This is a genomic window from Peribacillus asahii, from assembly GCF_003570725.1.
In the GTDB taxonomy this organism is placed as follows: Bacteria; Bacillota; Bacilli; order Bacillales; family DSM-1321; genus Peribacillus; species Peribacillus asahii.
The window spans coordinates 104036-121340 of the sequence record NZ_QWVS01000016.1 but is presented as its reverse complement, the minus strand read 5'-3'; the positions used below and the strand labels follow the sequence as shown (position 1 = coordinate 121340).

The following is a 17305-nucleotide window of genomic DNA, read 5'->3' as shown; positions in this document are numbered from 1 at the left end:
ACCTCTTTTCCTATTAGCTTTAGCTCATAAATAGTCTTACATGTAATTGTTCATGTCTCATTTGCGCAATTTCGAGACCTGGTTGAGTTCGGCCAAGCGCTGATTCAGATAACCCTTCGACAACCTCAACAGCCGATTGGATAACTTCATGCGCCCATAATAATAATAATTGTCCGTCTGTTTGCCCTAAAGGAATACCGCGCACAGCATTTTGTATCAGAGAAGATACTCCTGCATATAAACAACTCATAACTGCTAACTCTCTTGAAATAGTAAGCTCATAACATACAAGCGCAAATACAAGCGCTGGATGACCGTAACATTGCTTTTTCTTAATCTTTTTTTGATAATCTGCTAATGTATCAGATGGATATAACGTTAAACACATACGCGCCATTTGCTGGCCAATCCGCCGCGATGCTTCGCGTGATTCTGCAGAAGAACAACTTGCATATAAGACTTCATCTAACGCCCACAACTCTTCAAGCTTCTGTTCCGCTGCTAAATCATAGGCAATCCGACAGCCAAGCCCATCTGTATACGTTAATGATTTCAAAATATATACATGTAAAAACTGTTTTAACTCCTCAGCAGTAGTTACATAGTCTTCTTGAATATACGTTTCCAATCCAAAGGAATGGGAAAACGCTCCAGATGGAAAGTTCGAATCACAAAGCTGAATTAACGGAAGGATTTCTTTAATCATGCGCATGTCCGATATGACGAAATGCTTCTTTAACCTTTCTTTTTTCACGACGATATTGAACCTTCATATCAGTCAATAGCTTTTCAACGAGATAATCATATTGAACAAGCATTTCGTCCCCTTCGAACTGCGCTGGTAAATGGCGATTGCCTAATTGATGTGCAACTTCTCCCATTTGACCAATGGACGCAGGCTGAATAGCTAATACATCATCAGCTAATGTTTGAATGGCAATGATATTCTTTTCATCCATATATAGAATGTCGCCATCCGCTAAATCTTTATTTCCTTTTAAACGAATCCCTAGCTCTTTTCCATGATCTGTTTTAACACGCTGAATTCTTTTACGAAGTGCATCACTTTCTAAATAGACGCGTTCAAGATGTCTTCCTGCTTGATCAATCTCACGTAAGTTTCCAATTACTTTTTCAATAATCATCTATTTCACCTCAGAATAAGAAATATCGTTGTGCCATTGGTAAAACTTCAGCTGGCTTACATGTAATCAATTGCTGATCTACTGTAACTTCATATGTTTGCGGATCCACTTCTATGACCGGAGTTTCGCCATTAAACTTCATATCCTTCTTTTCAAGCTGACGAACATTACTCACTGGTTTAATCAGTTTGTTTAATCCTAATTCATGATGAACGCCTGCTTCATAGGCTGCCTTAGAAAGAAAAGTGATGGATGTTGCAGCTCTAGCCTTACCAAAGCTGGCAAACATCGGGCGATATGTGACAGGCTGCGGAGTGGGAATAGACGCGTTCGGGTCTCCCATAATGCTAGCAGCGATCATTCCACCTTTTAAAATTAAATCCGGCTTCACTCCAAAAAAAGCGGGGTCCCATACAACTAAATCAGCGAATTTTCCGACTTCTATCGAACCGACTTCATCCGCTATGCCATGTGCGATAGCAGGGTTAATTGTATATTTCGCCACGTATCGTTTTACACGAAAATTATCGCCTTTACACGTTTCTTCACTTAAACGTCCGCGTTGTTTTTTCATTTTATCTGCCGTTTGCCATGTGCGCATAATGACTTCTCCAACTCGCCCCATCGCTTGGGAATCAGAGCTGATCATGCTGAATACACCTAAATCATGTAAAATATCTTCAGCCGCGATTGTTTCTTTTCGAATACGCGAATCAGCAAAAGCAATGTCTTCGGGGACAGAAGGGTCTAAATGATGACAAACCATCAGCATATCTAAATGTTCTTCAAGAGTATTAATCGTATAAGGTCTCGTTGGGTTTGTTGAGGATGGTAAAATATTAGGAAAACTGGCTACTTTAATAATATCGGGTGCATGACCACCGCCCGCTCCCTCTGTATGGTATGTATGAATCACACGACCACCAATTGCTTTAATCGTGTCTTCTACAAACCCTGCTTCATTGAGCGTATCGGTATGGATGGCAATTTGAATATCATATTCATCAGCAACCGTAAGACTCGTATCGATCGCTGCAGATGTCGTTCCCCAATCTTCGTGCAGCTTCAGACCAATAGCACCAGCTTCGATTTGTTCAATTAGGGGTTCTTTTGCCGAGGCATTTCCTTTTCCTAAAAATCCTAGATTCATAGGGAAGTGTTCAGCAGCTTGGAGCATACGGTGAATATTCCAAGCACCTGGTGTACATGTCGTAGCATTCGTTCCCGTTGCCGGTCCCGTTCCGCCGCCAATCATCGTTGTAACTCCGCTCGAAAGCGCCGTTTCGATTTGATCCGGACAAATAAAATGAATATGAGCATCAATGCCGCCAGCCGTAACAATCATCCCTTCAGCAGCAATAATCTCTGTAGCTGCTCCAATCACCATTGTCACATTATCCATAAGCAGTGGGTTTCCGGCTTTCCCAATGGCAGCAATTCTCCCATCTTTCACACCGATATCCGCCTTAATAATCCCGGTATAGTCAAGAATAATCGCGTTCGTCAACACTAAATCCATCACTTCACTTCTAGATGCAAGCGGGTGCTGACCCATGCCATCACGAATGACTTTCCCTCCACCAAATTTCACTTCATCGCCATACACTGCATAATCTTGTTCAATTTCGATAAATAGCTCCGTATCGGCGAGTCGTATTAAATCTCCCTTTGTCGGACCGAACATATCAGCATATTGCTTACGTGACATTTCAAGGCTCACACTTTCTCCTCCCCATCTAATTTTCTATCGGTCTGATTATTTAAGCCGTATACTTCTCGTTTTCCGCTAAAAGCCACAAGCTCAATTTCCTTTGCATCCCCTGGTTCAAAGCGGACAGCCGTTCCCGCAGGAATATTCAGTCGCATACCAAATGCCTGGCTACGTTCAAATTCCAACCCTCTGTTCACTTCAAAAAAATGAAAATGAGAGCCCACTTGAATCGGACGATCACCTCGGTTAATCACCGTTAATTTCAGTACTTTTTTTCCTTCATTGCACACAATCGGTGTTTTTTGTAATCTATATTCACCAGGTATCATCTGTTCCTCTCCTTACTGAATCGGATTATGAACTGTCACAAGCTTCGTCCCGTCCGGAAACGTTGCCTCAACTTGAATATCATGAATCATATCGGCAATCCCTTCCATTACCTCTTCACTTGTTAATATCGTTCTTCCAAACTGCATCAATTCAGCTACCGTTTTTCCGTCACGGGCTCCCTCCATAATTTCGTATGTAATCAGAGCAACCGCTTCAGGGTAATTCAACTTCAATCCGCGATCCTTACGTCGTCTCGCTAAGTCAGCAGCGACTACGACTAACAATTTCTCCTGCTCACGAGATGTTAAGCGCATAAAATGCCCCCTTCAATAACATAACCCAATCACGTTATGTTTCCTCACATTAATAACTTCATTATAATCAATTTTCTGACATTTTCAAGTAAAATTTACAATAATCAAAACGAAATACTCCCCCAACCAAATAAAAGTCCCTCCAATTTCTAAAGGGACTTACAAAGCATGTAACTTATTTAAACAACTAAAAATTGTTCAATATCCTCAAATTTCACCTCAGAAACTTTTCCTTCAGCAACCATTGTACCTCTGTCCATAACATAAATATAATCCGAACACTCTAACGCTAAATCTACATTGTGCTCAACTAAAACAACACCGATTCCCTTCTCTTTAGCAATGATTCCAATAACTTCTTGAATAAGCTGCACAATCGACGGTTGAATCCCTTCCATCGGTTCATCTAACAATAAAATTTTCGGATTACCAATCATCGCCCTCGCAATCGCTAATTGTTGTTGTTGACCACCACTTAAATCTCCACCTTTACGATGTAACATCTCTTTTAAAACGGGAAACCATTCAAAAATCTCCTTCGGAATAGACTGCTTTCTTTTTTTACCCTTCAAAACTTCTAGACCTAATAATAAATTTTCCTCAACAGTTAACGAAGAAAATATTTCTCTCCCTTGAGGTACATACCCAATTCCCAACCGGGCACGTTTATCCGGCTTCCTCTTTGTAATATTCTCCCCTTCCCAAGAAAGGCATCCATTTCTAAGCGGAACAAGCCCAATGATCGATTTTAAGAAAGTCGATTTCCCCACACCATTCCGACCCAAAATACCAGTTACCTTACCCGGTTCAATGCAAAAGTCTACGTCATGAAGCACCATACTCTCATCATATCCTGCCCGCAATCCCCTAGCCGTTAACATACCTTTTTCCCTCTCCCTAAATAGACTTCTACTACTTGTTCATTCTCTTGAACCTCCGCCATCGACCCTTCACATAAAACAGCTCCTTCATGCATTACAGTCACTTGTTTTGAGAAGTTACGAACAAAATCCATATCATGTTCAACAACTAAAACCGAGCATTCTTTAGCAATATCATGAATTAAATAACCGGTTTTTTCTCTTTCCACACCAGACATACCAGCAATCGGTTCATCCAGCAACAACAGATTCGGCTCTTGAATCAACTGCATCCCAATCTCCAACCACTGTTTCTGCCCATGAGCCAATTCTCCCGCTTCTCGATTCCTTTCATTTTGTAAATTAATCTTTTCCAAAATATAATCAATTTTCGCCTTTACTTCTGAATTCAACTTCGCCGTCAACAAGGCCCATACCGATTTTTTTTGCTTCACCGATAATTCAAGATTCTCAAAGACTGTTAATTTAGGAAAAATAGAAGGAGCTTGAAACTTTCGAGCAATACCTGCAGAAGCGATTTTATGCTCCTGCATTTTATCAATCTGCCCCGAACCTTCAAAAATCACTTGGCCATTAGTCGCCCTTGTCTTCCCACAAATCACATCCAGCAACGTTGTCTTACCAGCTCCATTCGGCCCAATCAAAAAACGAACCTCTTCATGAAACACATTTAAATTAACCCCCTTAAGGGCATAAAAACCATCAAAATCTACTTTAATATCACGACACGTAAGGACCGGCTTCATGTTGAACATCCTCCTTTTCTTTCTTCTTAATTCGGGACGTTATTTTTTCACCAACAGACTTCCCTAATCCAACAAGCCCATTAGGCATCACTAATACAACGAGGATAAATAGCCCACCTAAGAAGAACAACCAAAAATCAGGATAAGATTCGCTAAAGAAACTTTTCGCACTATTTGTCAAAATAGCTCCAATCACCGCCCCAAAAATAGAATATCGACCACCTACAGCAACCCAAAGCACCATTTCTATCGAAGGAATAATCCCCATCATTTCCGGAGAAATCATCCCTACTTGAAGAACAAATAACCCTCCTGCCACCCCCGCTAGAGCAGCCGAAACACAATAAACAAACACTTTAAAAGAGGTAGGATTGTATCCTAAAAACCTCACCCTATTCTCACCTTCACGGATAGCCATCAACAATTTCCCAGCCCTGCTTTTCGTTAACCACAACGCAAAGGCGACCGTTAATAAGAGAAATCCAACTGTAATAAAATATAAAACTTGCTGAACACCGCGATTAGTTAAAGAAATACCAAATGCCGTACTAAAATTCGTTAAGCCATTCGTTCCTCCTGTTATCTCTTGCTTCCCGATGAACAACGTAACAAAAACAACAACTAAAGCTTGAGAGATTAACGAAAAATAAACTCCTCGAATTCTATTTTTAAAGGTGAAATACCCGAGCACCAACGCTAAAAGCACCGGTACAATAACGGCTGCACTTATCGCAAAATAAGGATTCGCAAAAGGCTTCCACAATCCAGGTAATTCAACAATTCCACTCCATCCCATAAAATCTGGAATCCCCGTCGGAGAAGCCTCTAATTTTAAATACATCGCTACACAATAAGCTCCTAATCCAAAAAATACACCGTGCCCAAGACTTAGAATCCCTGTATACCCCCATATCAAACAAATCCCGACAGCGAGAATAGCAAAGCACAGAAACTTCGCAAGTAACGCTACCCGAAAATCATGCAAAAATAACGGGGCACAAAGAAGAAAAATAAACAATAAAGCATAACTGCTACGAGAAATATTTTTCACAACAGCCACCTCTCTTCCTCTTAATCTAACGCTCTCGATCTTGTAGAAATTAAACCGAATGGCTTCCATTGTAAAAAGAGAATAATAAGAGCAAATACAACCACTTTTGCAATGGTAGCGCTAGAACCAAATTCAACAAAAGTACTTATTAGCCCGATAACCACAGCACCGATCAACGTCCCTTTCAAATTCCCGATTCCACCTAGAATAACAATCATAAAAGCATCAATAATATAATTCGTTCCCACAGTCGGTCCAACCGGGCCAAGCAAGGTCAAAGCGCAGCCAGCCACACCACCTAATCCAGAACCAAGAGCAAACGCTCCCGCATCTACCTTTCGAGTGTTCACACCTAAGCAAGAAGCCATTTGCCTATTCAAAGTAACAGCTGTCATCCTGCGCCCCGCAGCTGTACGGTATAAATAAACATACAAACCAGTAAGGCACAAACCAACTAACACTAATATAAACAACCGTTTATAAGGAAGGGTTACAGCAGCTATTTGCAAGCCACCATCTAACCAAGAAGGTGTTTTAACCGCAACATTCGGCGCCCCAAAAATAGTACGTGCAATTTGCTGTAAAATTAAACTAACTCCCCAAGTAGCCAGCATACTATCTAGTGGTCTGTTATATAAAAACTGAATTAAACTCTTTTCTAAAATCCAACCAATACAAGCTGTTACAACAAAGGCAATAGGAATAGAAAATAAAAAATAGTAGTCAAACATATTTTGAGGCATAAATGAGGAAAAAATTAATTGAGTCGAATAAGTTACATAGGCACCTATCATAATCATGTCTCCATGCGCCATATTCATTACTTTCATTAACCCGAATGTAATCGCTAACCCAAGCGCAATGAGAAGTAAAAAAGAACTATAGCTTAAACCATTAAAAAGTTGAGAAGCCCATATTTCCATTGCCGCGCCTCCTTTCATCTAGCCCTCTTTGAACTCAAAGAAGGCTAGTAAAATACTTTATTCTCCGCTGCTTAATCCTTTTGCCCAATCATATCCTTCTAAATACGGATCAGGCTTCACCGCTTCACCCGAATTCCACAATTCCTTAATCAAGCCATCTTCTTGAATTTCTCCAATTCTAACCACTTTCCATGTATGTTGGTTAGAACCTTCTATTTTAACTTTCCCTCCTGGAGCTTGAACTTCAATGCCGTCAGAGGCCGCTCTTACTTTATCTACATCAAATGAACCAGCTTTCTCTACGGCAGCAGCCCATAAGTATACCGCAAAATAAGCCGCTTCAATCGGATCATCCGTTACTAACTCCTCACCATATTTCGCTTTATACTTTTCTACGAAATCCTTATTCTCAGGCGTATCTATCGTTTGATAATAATTCCAAGCCGTGTAATGCCCCGCTAATACATCGCCGCCAATCCCTCTAATCTCTTCTTCAGCAATACTAACCGAAAGAACAGGCATATCTTTAGGTCCAATACCAGCATCCTTTAATTGTTTAAAGAAAGCTACATTACTATCTCCATTTAATGTGTTAAAAATAACATCTGGTTTAGCCGCTTTAATTTTACTAATCAACGTACTATAATCTGTATGTCCTAAAGGAGTATACTCTTCACCAAGCAACTCTCCACCTTCAGCCTTCAACTGCGCTTTAATGATTTTATTCGCCGTACGCGGAAACACATAATCTGAACCAATCAGGAAAAATTTCTTCCCTTTATTTTCAAGCAACCAACTCACAGCAGGAACAATTTGTTGATTTGTTGTTGCACCCGTATAAAAAATATTAGGAGAAGACTCCATCCCTTCATATTGAACCGGGTACCACAGCAATCCATTATTTTGTTCAACTACTGGCAACATTGCCTTTCTACTAGCTGATGTCCATCCCCCAAAAATCGTTGCAACCTCATCACTTTGCAGCAACTTCTTTGCTTTCTCCGCAAATGTAGGCCAATCCGACGCACCATCTTCTATAACCGGCTCTATCTTCTTACCTAACACACCACCAGCTTCATTGATTTCTTCAATGGCCATTAATTCTGCATTCTTCAACGACACTTCACTAATCGCCATCGTTCCACTTAATGAATGCAACACCCCAACTTTAACCGTATCTCCTTTCTCACCTTTCTCATCAGAAGTATCACTTTCATTGTTTGTTGCATTACTACCTACACAACCAGCTAACATAAATGTGAGAATAACTAACATAAGAAACAAATTTTTGGTCATTTTCCCCATTCTTCCAACCCCTTTTCTTAATTTTAATTGCCAAAAAAACAAAATAATAACAAAAATTACATAATATGTAACTTTTTATTACAATTAATTATAAATAATATTCTGACAATTTCAAGTAAAATTTTGCTATTCATAATCTGAATATTTGCTTCCACAGGAAATTACTTGCTATAATTCCACTTATGTAATCGTTTAATTCAAATAATTATAACTAAGGGGATTTTTCACATGAACTATTTAAACAGCCAACTTCAATTAACACGTCAAAAAGTATTAAGCGAAATCGAAGGAATCAATCCGGAGCTGTTCGATATCCAGCCAAACGGATTCAATAACACCATTCATTGGCATATCGGTCATGTCTTAACTGTCGCTGAGCAATTTTTACTTGGCTACCCTCACACAAATCACCTGCCTGCTAATTATGGTGAATTATTTGGGTATGGATCAAAACCAGCAGATTGGAAAGGTGAAGTGCCAAGCGTTGAAACATTAGTACAACAGCTGCAAGAACAAGTGAACCGAATTCTCGCCATTCCAGAAGAGCGCTACAACGAAAAACTGCCACAGCCTTTTTTAGGTCTTGAAACAGTAGGGGAAATATTTACGCTTGCTTTATTTCATGAGTCTAATCACCTTGGACAAATTCATGCCATGAAGCGCGTAATTGATGCAGCTAACTAAGATCAACTAAAAAGGTGTGTGTGACTACAATCACACACACCTGAACCAAAGAATCTTATACAGCGAGCGAAACCATAAAACAATAAGCCCTTCACTCATTAAGTGAAGGGCTTATTGTTATTTCAACATATTCATTTTTTGTAAAAATTCAATAGGCGGCTGTTTACGGAAAAACTCTTTCAACATGTATGCTACACCGTTCTCATCATTAGAACGGGTTACCCATTTAGCTACTCGCTTCACTTCTGGTGCAGCATTTCCCATTGCCACACCGAGACCGACTCCATTAATCATATCTATATCATCTAGACCATCACCAATGGCGACAATATCCTGCCTCTTGATTCCTAAATAGTCGGCTAAATATAGCAGCCCGCTCCATTTTGACACACCTTTCGGTACAAGTATCAGCCTTTGATCAGATTGATCAATCACTTCTACTTCCGGAAACAACTCTCCAATCAACCTCTTTATATCTCGTTGGTCCATTCCTTTTACAAATTGAATATCGATTTTTATTGGTTCACACGGCTTTTTTTGAAGCTCCTCACTAAGCACTTCCACATACTGCTGCGAAAACATACTCGGTTCATTTAGCGTCATTTTAGCTCGACTTACTAGTTTTTCCGGAAGATGAATTCTATTTCCTAACGATCCTTTTTCATGAATAAGCTGAATCTGACACGATGTCGTTTCTAGTAATCGGACGATTTCTAACGTAAGCTCCTCTGTCAACCTTTTTACAAATAAAGGCTTTTCAATCGTCTCTCCAACAAAAGCCCCTTGATGAGCGACCATCATCGGATTTATCTTGAGCGCCTTCGCTACTTTTTTAGCAGAGTAATAATTTCTATTCGTTACAAGTGCAATGCGTACACCTTTTTGGGATACATATTCAACGGCCTCTTTCGTAGCTTTATTTAAACGGCCATTTGACTGCAGTAACGTTCCGTCAATATTAACCGCTAATAGACGATACACCATGTTGATCTCTCCCATCTGTAATGTCTACCCTAATTTATGAACGAAGTACGCTAAGTAGAACAAAACAGAGACCGTAAAAAAACTCCCCACCATCCAAAGCAGGGAGTACAAACTTATGAGCCTTGGCCAGGAAGACCGTATAGTTCTTCAAGAGGCTTCATAATAATTTTATTTAAATCTGCAATTACTACACTCATTCTTTGTTCCGCTTCCATCAATTGAGCAATTGTTGGATGCTGTTGAACAAGTTGAACCGTTTTTTGCGCTTGCTCAATTTCTTCTTGCGTAATTTCTTGACCCATCATCTGCTTTTGCTGAAGCATCATTTGAATGTTACGAAAGTTATCAAACATCCCCTTTGAAGCTGGGTCAGCGTTCACAAGATCATATAATCGTTTTAACTCTACATATTCATTACTAGAACGAATTGCTCGCTCCATTGCATAAGCTGCATCATATGCGTTACTCATGTTTCGCCCTCCTTCTGTTCAGTATATTGTTACATCTTTCCCACTATAACATAATCATCCTAATAAAGCCGAACAAATCGTCGTCTCTATTTTTCTAGAAAGGAATAGTATTGAATCATATTAGTCTATAAAAGCGTAACGAATAACCCTTGAAACAATCCAATAATTCCGCCTAAAAGCGCTCCTAAATACGTAATCATTGATAATTCACGCTTCGCAATCGATACAACTACTTCTTCTAATTTTTGAACGGAAAAAGCTGCTACTTGTTCTTCAACGATTTCGTCTAAACGAAGCCTTTTAACTAACGCCGGCATATATTCACTTACACGGTCCACCAACTGATCCAGCATCGCCGGCACAGCTTTATCAACAATCGAATCAACAAACGGATCTGCTACATCTTTTACCTGCTTGTTCATAATAGCATCCACCGAAATCCATTCAGATGTTTTTTCGATAACTACTTGTTTTATCTCATGTGCACCAACTAGATTTTCAACTTTTTGAATTTCCCACTCACTAATCTGACTCCACTCTTTTTGCAACAATTCTTCTACAAAATTGGTTGTACGCCGTTGCTCTAAAAATTTTAGAATTTCCGGTTGTATTTTATCAATCAAAGCATCATTTCCAATAAACATTTGAATTAAATTAATTAGTTTTCCACGCTCTTTAAAAAAGTCATCCAACATCGCCTCTAAGCGAGCTTTCCCTTCCTTACTTCGGAAGTATTCTTTCCCCTTCGTAACAATGTAAGCAGAAAGCTCCGGGATTTGTTCCGTCACTTTTTCATGCAGCTCAGGTGAAATAAGTTGGCGAAGGTTTTTGCCGCGATTCGCCACCATCCACTCTTCATATTTATCAAGCACAAAAGCTTGTACACGCTGCTCTACTGTCTCCCCCACACTACTTAACCCATATTGTTCTAATAACTCCGCAATACTTTTTTCAGTCGTTAACACTTTCTTCACTTCTGCCCCAACAAACTCTTTCGTATTTTGTTTAGAGGTATCATTAACGATACGCTGTTGCAGACTCTCAGGAGTAATTAAATATTCCACTACGACCCTACCAAGCTGATGTGCCAATTCTCCTTGACGCTTCGGCATTAAACCAGGAGTAAACGGTAGTTGTTTCCCAAAAATATACACCGCTTTATACGGACGAAACAACATTTTAATGGCAATTAAATTCGTAATTCCTCCAATGATCGCACCGACCACAACCATGAATACAAGTTTCATCCATAAATCCATGATGATTTCTCCTTTTATTGCTAAATGTATTGATTTCTAGACACACTCTATTTCCACAAAACATAGAATACGTTATCCACATTTGCCCATTGTCTTATTATAAAGCATCCGAAACTAAGTGCAAACGGGGAATATACATGAACGGTCAATCTTCTAAACTATTGATATCTACTATTCAAGAAAAAAAAGCATTGATGTATATCGATGAAACCACCTTTACAAAATGGCAGCTTCAATACGGGGAAACTCTTTCGATCAAGGCTGGTCAACGTTCTATAGAAATAGCAGTGGAGTCCTTTTCTTCAACAAGCAGGGAATGCAAATTATCAAATTTCGCTTCACAATACTTAACTCTTCCACCATTCACTCACCCGATCTCCGTCACATTCTTACCATCCACTAAGACCATTATTATCGGCCCATTTCTTGCCCTATTAACAAATCAATCTCTTCTTACAGATGGAACATTCGGTGAGATGGACGTTTTTTTTCAAGAGATGCATACCTACTCTACTACTCTAGGCATCCCCTTTTATTTAACAACGTTACAGTCGCTTGAAAGTGAAGTCATTACAGGTTATTGGTTCCACGAAAACAGTTGGGAACCCTGTACGCTTCCATTTCCCAGTGTACTATACAATCGGATTCATTCACGCCGTTTAGAAAGGACCGATCGTTTTGAACAATTCACAGCCCATTTACAAGCAAAAAAAATCCCACTCTTTAACTCGTGCTTTCTTTCTAAATGGGCAGTCCATGAAATGCTCGTACAAGACGAAAACCTGCAGCCGCACTTACCAGATACCATTTCATTTGGAGTGCAAGAAGCCTTCTGTTCTTTTCTCCAACATCATGCTGTTATTTATGTAAAGCCGATTTTTGGAAGTCAAGGCAAACATATTGGCAAAGTGACCAAACTGGAGAAAGGCTGGTTATTTGAACATTCAGGCAACACTCAGGATACCCACTTTGTTCAATCGGAAGCGGAACTGTTCTTTTACCTAAAGAAATTTTGCAAGCAACGCTCCTTTATTATTCAAAAAGGGATTCCATTGCTTGAATGGGAACATAAGAAAGTCGATTTTCGTATACTCCTTCACCAAACGAAGGAAGACATTTGGAAGGTAACCTCTGCGGTTGCGCGAATCGGCGATACTGGACATATCGTCTCCAATATAGCACGTGGAGCAGAAATGAAGAATGGCATTCAGTTTTTAAAAGAGCGATTCGATCGCCAGCAGGCCATTCACCTTTATCACACTCTTACTCACCTTGCCAAAAAGACAGCTCACTCCCTAGATAAACAACATGAAGGATTACTAGGAGAGTTAGGAATTGATTTGGCACTTGATGAACAATTCCATCCATGGATTATTGAAGTAAACTCTAAACCTTCTAAACGATTTGATGGTACAAGGGATAAATTAAGACCATCGGTAAAAGCACTGATTGATTACATGAGTACGCTTCAGCATACTTTAAAAAATGAAGGATGATAGAAAGGAGTTTGTCTCTATATGCTATTCGGAATTATGACGACAAATTTCTCAAATGAACAGCATTATGTAACGGAATTAGCTAAAGCTGCCCAGCAGCATCAAGTAGAGGTTTGTCGTTTCTCACCTCTACAAATTGATATGAAAACAAAGGAGATCCAAGCAGAGATATGGGACTCCGAACAGGAAAGCTGGGTGAACAAAACGGTTCCTCTGCCCGATTTTGTTTATGATCGCAGCTTCTATGGTTTAACTCGTGAAACAACAGAAATTACGGAAAAAGTAAATTGGCTCAAAAAACAGAGCGTCTTTTTAGGGTACGGTCTTCCTAGTAAATGGGATGTCTATAAAGCGCTAAAAGACCATCCTCTCTTGCAAGCCTTTTTACCAAAAACCGTACAAATTGAAACAGCGGAAGATATGTGGACACAGCTAGAGGAGCACGAACGAATCGTGTTAAAACCCTCTTTCGGTGCACGCGGAACAGGCATTTACTTACTCGAGAGAACAGATGCCGGCATAAACGTCACAATGACAAAGAAAACAGAAACATACAAGCGCCTCTTCCAATCGAAATCACAATTAAATAAATGGGTCGATCGCTTACTACAACGCTACAGTTACCTTTGTCAGCCTTATTTAGAACTGGCCACTGCTCAAAATGAACCATTCGATTTCCGTATTCTGATGCAAAAAGACAAACGAAATCAATGGGTGGAAAAAGGACGCGGCATTCGACTCGGACAAAAAGATCATATTACCGCTAACATTGCTACAGGTGGACTCTTTCTTCCAATTACAGCCTTCTTACAGCAATATCGCGACGTCCTTCCACTAGCCGCCGAACAAACGATTCACCATATTTTGCGGACACTGCCTGAACAAGTAGAAGCAACCTTCCACCGATTATTCGAACTTGGCATTGATCTTGGAATCGACCGAAGCGGTCAGGTGTGGATTTTAGATATTAATTCAAAGCCAGGAAGAAAAATGATTGAACTACTCTATCCTGACCAATACGATCAGCTCTATCACTCCCCTATTTTATACAGTCAATATTTAGCTCATTCTCTCTTGAAGGCAGGTGAATAATTACTTTATGAAGAACGTGTATCCTGTTGAAATTGCAAAGCTTCAGAACGATATACTTTTCTATCCTTCAGAGCTAGAATTTGCTGCCATTGAGATCGTTTGTTTTGGGCAGCATTCCTGTCCCGCTGCTGTAAAACAAAATCCTGCTAATGCACAGAAGATTGTCCTATCAGAAAGCTTAGCAAACTCTTTACGATTTACCGAAACAAATACGCCGCTTCATCTATTTGCAGATAAAAATCGACTTCATATTGGACCGCTCGTCGGCATCTTTTCATCTGGATTTACTGGATTTCATAATAAACCGTTGGGCGAACGGTCTCATTTTTTCTCTCAATTACTTTCACTTAATACAGAAACAGGTTGTATTCCCTTTGTTTTCGGTGAGCAGCATATTAACTGGGATGATGAAACGATTCATGGCTTTATATACGAAGAGAATGAATGGAAAATGAATGATTTTCCACTTCCAAATGTCATATACGACCGGCTTCCGAATCGAAGAACAGAGAATCAAAGCGGTCCAAAAGAAGTAAAACGAAAATTCCAAAAACTATATAGGATTCCATGGTATAATCCAGGATTTTTTAATAAATGGGATGTCTATGAACGATTAAGTGATGATGAAAAAGCACTCCCTTACTTACCAGAAACATATCCTCTTTCTTCTTTTTCTACAATCGAGCACCTCCTTTCAAACTACCGGCAAGTGTTTATTAAACCCGTTCACGGAAGCCTTGGACTTGGTATTCATCAAATTTTATATGATAAGCATGAACATATGTATTATTGCCGCTATACAAACGAAAAAGAAGAAACTAAACTGCAACGTTTTTCATCTTTAGAAGCTCTAATGAATCATGTTTTTCGAAATCGCCCGTTAGAAAATCTAATTGTTCAACAAGGAATTCCCCTCATGCGTTCTGAAAAACGCCCTGTCGATTTTCGAGTTCATACGAATAAAAACAACCAAGACGAGTGGCAAGTCACCGCTATCGCAGCAAAAGTAGCGGGATCCGGCAGCATTACAACTCATGTAAAAAACGGCGGGGTCATTAAAACCATCCAAGAACTATTCGAAGATCACCAAACAATACTAGAGATAGAACAAAAGCTAACAAAAGCTGCGCTTACTTTAAGTGAAAGCATTGAAAATCACCTTGATGGAATTATTGCGGAAATTGGCTTTGACCTAGGGGTTGATAAACATGGTCGAGTATGGATGTTTGAAGCTAATTCCAAACCTGGCCGCTCTATCTTCTCCCATCCTGAACTTCAAGAGTTTGAACTTTTAACGAGGAAAATGAGCCTAGATTATGCTGTTTATCTCGCCGGACAATCGATTACGCACGCTATCGGTGGAATAAAATGAAAATCTTTTATAACTCATCGACTAAACAGTGGTGGCACGGGCAAAACGGATTAACCGTTACATTCGGGGCTGATCAAATAGAAATTCCTTACCAACATCCCTTATTTCTTCAAGATGTTCAAAGCTTTGATGTAAGGCCCTTTCATAGGAACGAAATATTAACAATTGGCATTTTAACAACAAACGGAAAAAATAAAATAGGATTGGGCGGGAACCTTCCCTTGTTCCAATCCTTGCATTCTTATTTATTACAGCACGGTATTTTATGTTATGTTTTCACAGCAAATGATGTCCTGCAGGAACAACCTCATGGATTCATATACTGTTTGGAGCTAAATACCTGGAAAAAAATTATCGTCCCCCTCCCTCATATTGTCTATAATCGAATTCCATCACGTCCCTTTGAAGCATCCGACTCCTTTCAACAACTAAAAACTCTATTCTCCAATAAGCACATTAAGATGTTCAACCCTTGTTTTATTGATAAATATGAGATGTATACAACCTTTCAACAACACGAAAGGCTCAAGCAGCTTCTACCGAAAACGATTGTTGTCGACAATATAAATCAACTAGCTTCTTTTCTTCGCACCTATTCAACCATTTATTTAAAACCTAGAGATGGAAATCGAGGCAAAGGGATTCATACCTTAACTTGTAAACGAGATAAATCCATCCAATTAGTAAGCCCAACAGAGGTAGAAACGTTCCCTACCCTTCAAGCCTATTGGAATGTTTATAAACAGCAGCTTCACTCGAAGAAATATTTAGCTCAACAAGCGATTGTTCCTAAGAAGAAAAATGGGCATCGCTATGATTACCGCCTGCTTGTTCATTACGAACAAGGCCGTTTCAAGCTAAGCGGGAAAGGTGTCAGAATGTCACAAACACAAGAAATCACCACTCATGTGCCAACGGGAGGGAAAATCATTCCTTATCATGAAGTGACAACACCAGCTTTAGATCAACAATTAACAGAAATTGCTCAAACTTGCGGCGACGTTCTATCTCATCAATTAGGTTTTATCGGTGAATTTTCAATTGATCTTGGCGAAAATGAAGCTGGGGACCTTTTTATTTATGAAGTGAATTCAAAACCGATGCAATTCGATGAAACGGATATTGAAACCACTCGACTGCATCAATTAAAAAATTTATTTATTGAATTAAAATACCCAAATGATGATAAAAAATAACCTCTTCTATTCTTTTTTCCAGTATAATGAAACAAATCGGAATAGCTATAGAGGAGGTTTTTTCATGATTACTCATTTTCAATGGAAACCGTTGTTCAAAGACAATACTTTACCTGGCTGGAAAATTTCTTTTTATGTAAATAAACAACATTATCAAGCCATTTACCATAAAGATGGACAAATTGAATGGAAGAATATACAGCCTTCGGATCATTTAGAAGCGGAGTTAAAACAAGCTATACATGAGCTTATGCTATTTCACGTATATGAGTGATGTAACTGATCCTCTGCGTTACAAATATACGCTGAATAAAAAAGTCCCTTCCCTGCTCAAACTATAATGACA

General features: G+C 39.4%; 19 protein-coding genes. 6 read left to right on the top strand and 13 right to left on the bottom strand.

All coding sequences use genetic code 11. The features are described 5' to 3' along the window. Positions 1–19: 19 nt before the first annotated feature. The 10 genes from D1953_RS10215 to urtA all read right to left on the bottom strand — a co-directional run bounded on the left by D1953_RS10215 (position 20) and on the right by urtA (position 8406). A complete protein-coding gene (locus D1953_RS10215; RefSeq protein ID WP_182480568.1) occupies positions 20–706 on the bottom strand; it encodes an urease accessory protein UreF in 687 nt (228 codons plus the stop codon). Further along, positions 699–1145, bottom strand: coding sequence for an urease accessory protein UreE (ureE, locus tag D1953_RS10210; RefSeq protein WP_119117074.1), 447 nt, complete (start codon positions 1143–1145; stop codon positions 699–701). Before ureE ends, D1953_RS10215 begins: the two co-directional genes overlap by 8 nt. A 10-nt stretch (positions 1146–1155) precedes the next feature. Beyond that, entirely contained in the window at positions 1156–2865 is a 1710-nt protein-coding gene (gene ureC / locus D1953_RS10205; protein ID WP_119117073.1) for an urease subunit alpha, read from the bottom strand. Continuing rightward, complete coding sequence (locus D1953_RS10200; protein ID WP_119117072.1) at positions 2862–3185, bottom strand: urease subunit beta; 324 nt, start codon at positions 3183–3185, stop codon at positions 2862–2864. Before D1953_RS10200 ends, ureC begins: the two co-directional genes overlap by 4 nt. Positions 3186–3197: 12 nt before the next feature. Further along, positions 3198–3500, bottom strand: a complete 303-nt coding sequence (locus D1953_RS10195) for an urease subunit gamma (RefSeq protein WP_119117071.1) — start codon at positions 3498–3500, stop codon at positions 3198–3200. 179 nt (positions 3501–3679) lie between these two features. Continuing rightward, a complete protein-coding gene (gene urtE / locus D1953_RS10190) occupies positions 3680–4381 on the bottom strand; it encodes an urea ABC transporter ATP-binding subunit UrtE (RefSeq protein ID WP_119117070.1) in 702 nt (233 codons plus the stop codon). Next, positions 4375–5127, bottom strand: a complete 753-nt coding sequence (gene urtD, locus D1953_RS10185) for an urea ABC transporter ATP-binding protein UrtD (RefSeq protein WP_119117069.1) — start codon at positions 5125–5127, stop codon at positions 4375–4377. Before urtD ends, urtE begins: the two co-directional genes overlap by 7 nt. After that, positions 5102–6178 (bottom strand): urea ABC transporter permease subunit UrtC, encoded by a 1077-nt coding sequence (gene urtC, locus D1953_RS10180; protein ID WP_182480573.1) that lies wholly within the window; start codon positions 6176–6178, stop codon positions 5102–5104. The genes urtD and urtC overlap by 26 nt, the downstream gene beginning before the upstream one ends. A 20-nt stretch (positions 6179–6198) precedes the next feature. Then, positions 6199–7101, bottom strand: coding sequence for an urea ABC transporter permease subunit UrtB (gene urtB / locus D1953_RS10175; protein WP_119117182.1), 903 nt, complete (start codon positions 7099–7101; stop codon positions 6199–6201). Between the two features lie 57 nt (positions 7102–7158). Beyond that, complete coding sequence (urtA, locus tag D1953_RS10170) at positions 7159–8406, bottom strand: urea ABC transporter substrate-binding protein (RefSeq protein ID WP_119117067.1); 1248 nt, start codon at positions 8404–8406, stop codon at positions 7159–7161. 228 nt (positions 8407–8634) lie between these two features. Between urtA and D1953_RS10165 the strand changes: the two genes are divergently transcribed. Further along, positions 8635–9090, top strand: coding sequence for a DinB family protein (locus D1953_RS10165; protein WP_119117066.1), 456 nt, complete (start codon positions 8635–8637; stop codon positions 9088–9090). A gap of 117 nt (positions 9091–9207) precedes the next feature. Here D1953_RS10165 and D1953_RS10160 read toward each other — a convergent pair whose 3' ends face one another. The 3 genes from D1953_RS10160 to D1953_RS10150 form a co-directional block, all read right to left on the bottom strand. Then, positions 9208–10074 carry a Cof-type HAD-IIB family hydrolase gene (locus D1953_RS10160; RefSeq protein ID WP_119117065.1) on the bottom strand — a complete coding sequence of 289 codons (867 nt, stop codon included), beginning with the start codon at positions 10072–10074 and terminating at the stop codon, positions 9208–9210. A gap of 113 nt (positions 10075–10187) precedes the next feature. Next, positions 10188–10544: a YlbF/YmcA family competence regulator gene (locus D1953_RS10155; protein WP_119117064.1), complete on the bottom strand. Its 357-nt coding sequence runs from the start codon at positions 10542–10544 to the stop codon at positions 10188–10190. A 125-nt stretch (positions 10545–10669) separates the two neighbouring features. Further along, a complete protein-coding gene (locus D1953_RS10150) occupies positions 10670–11803 on the bottom strand; it encodes a DUF445 domain-containing protein (protein WP_119117063.1) in 1134 nt (377 codons plus the stop codon). A gap of 137 nt (positions 11804–11940) precedes the next feature. On the opposite strand from D1953_RS10150, the gene D1953_RS10145 reads away from it, so the two are divergent. The 5 genes from D1953_RS10145 to D1953_RS10125 all read left to right on the top strand — a co-directional run bounded on the left by D1953_RS10145 (position 11941) and on the right by D1953_RS10125 (position 17233). After that, positions 11941–13299: a YheC/YheD family endospore coat-associated protein gene (locus D1953_RS10145; protein WP_119117062.1), complete on the top strand. Its 1359-nt coding sequence runs from the start codon at positions 11941–11943 to the stop codon at positions 13297–13299. 21 nt (positions 13300–13320) lie between these two features. After that, entirely contained in the window at positions 13321–14391 is a 1071-nt protein-coding gene (locus tag D1953_RS10140) for a YheC/YheD family endospore coat-associated protein (RefSeq protein ID WP_119117061.1), read from the top strand. Between the two features lie 7 nt (positions 14392–14398). Continuing rightward, complete coding sequence (locus D1953_RS10135; RefSeq protein ID WP_119117060.1) at positions 14399–15763, top strand: YheC/YheD family endospore coat-associated protein; 1365 nt, start codon at positions 14399–14401, stop codon at positions 15761–15763. After that, positions 15760–16959, top strand: a complete 1200-nt coding sequence (locus D1953_RS10130; protein ID WP_119117059.1) for a YheC/YheD family endospore coat-associated protein — start codon at positions 15760–15762, stop codon at positions 16957–16959. Before D1953_RS10135 ends, D1953_RS10130 begins: the two co-directional genes overlap by 4 nt. A gap of 64 nt (positions 16960–17023) precedes the next feature. Next, a complete protein-coding gene (locus D1953_RS10125) occupies positions 17024–17233 on the top strand; it encodes a YheE family protein (RefSeq protein WP_119117058.1) in 210 nt (69 codons plus the stop codon). Positions 17234–17305 lie beyond the last annotated feature (72 nt).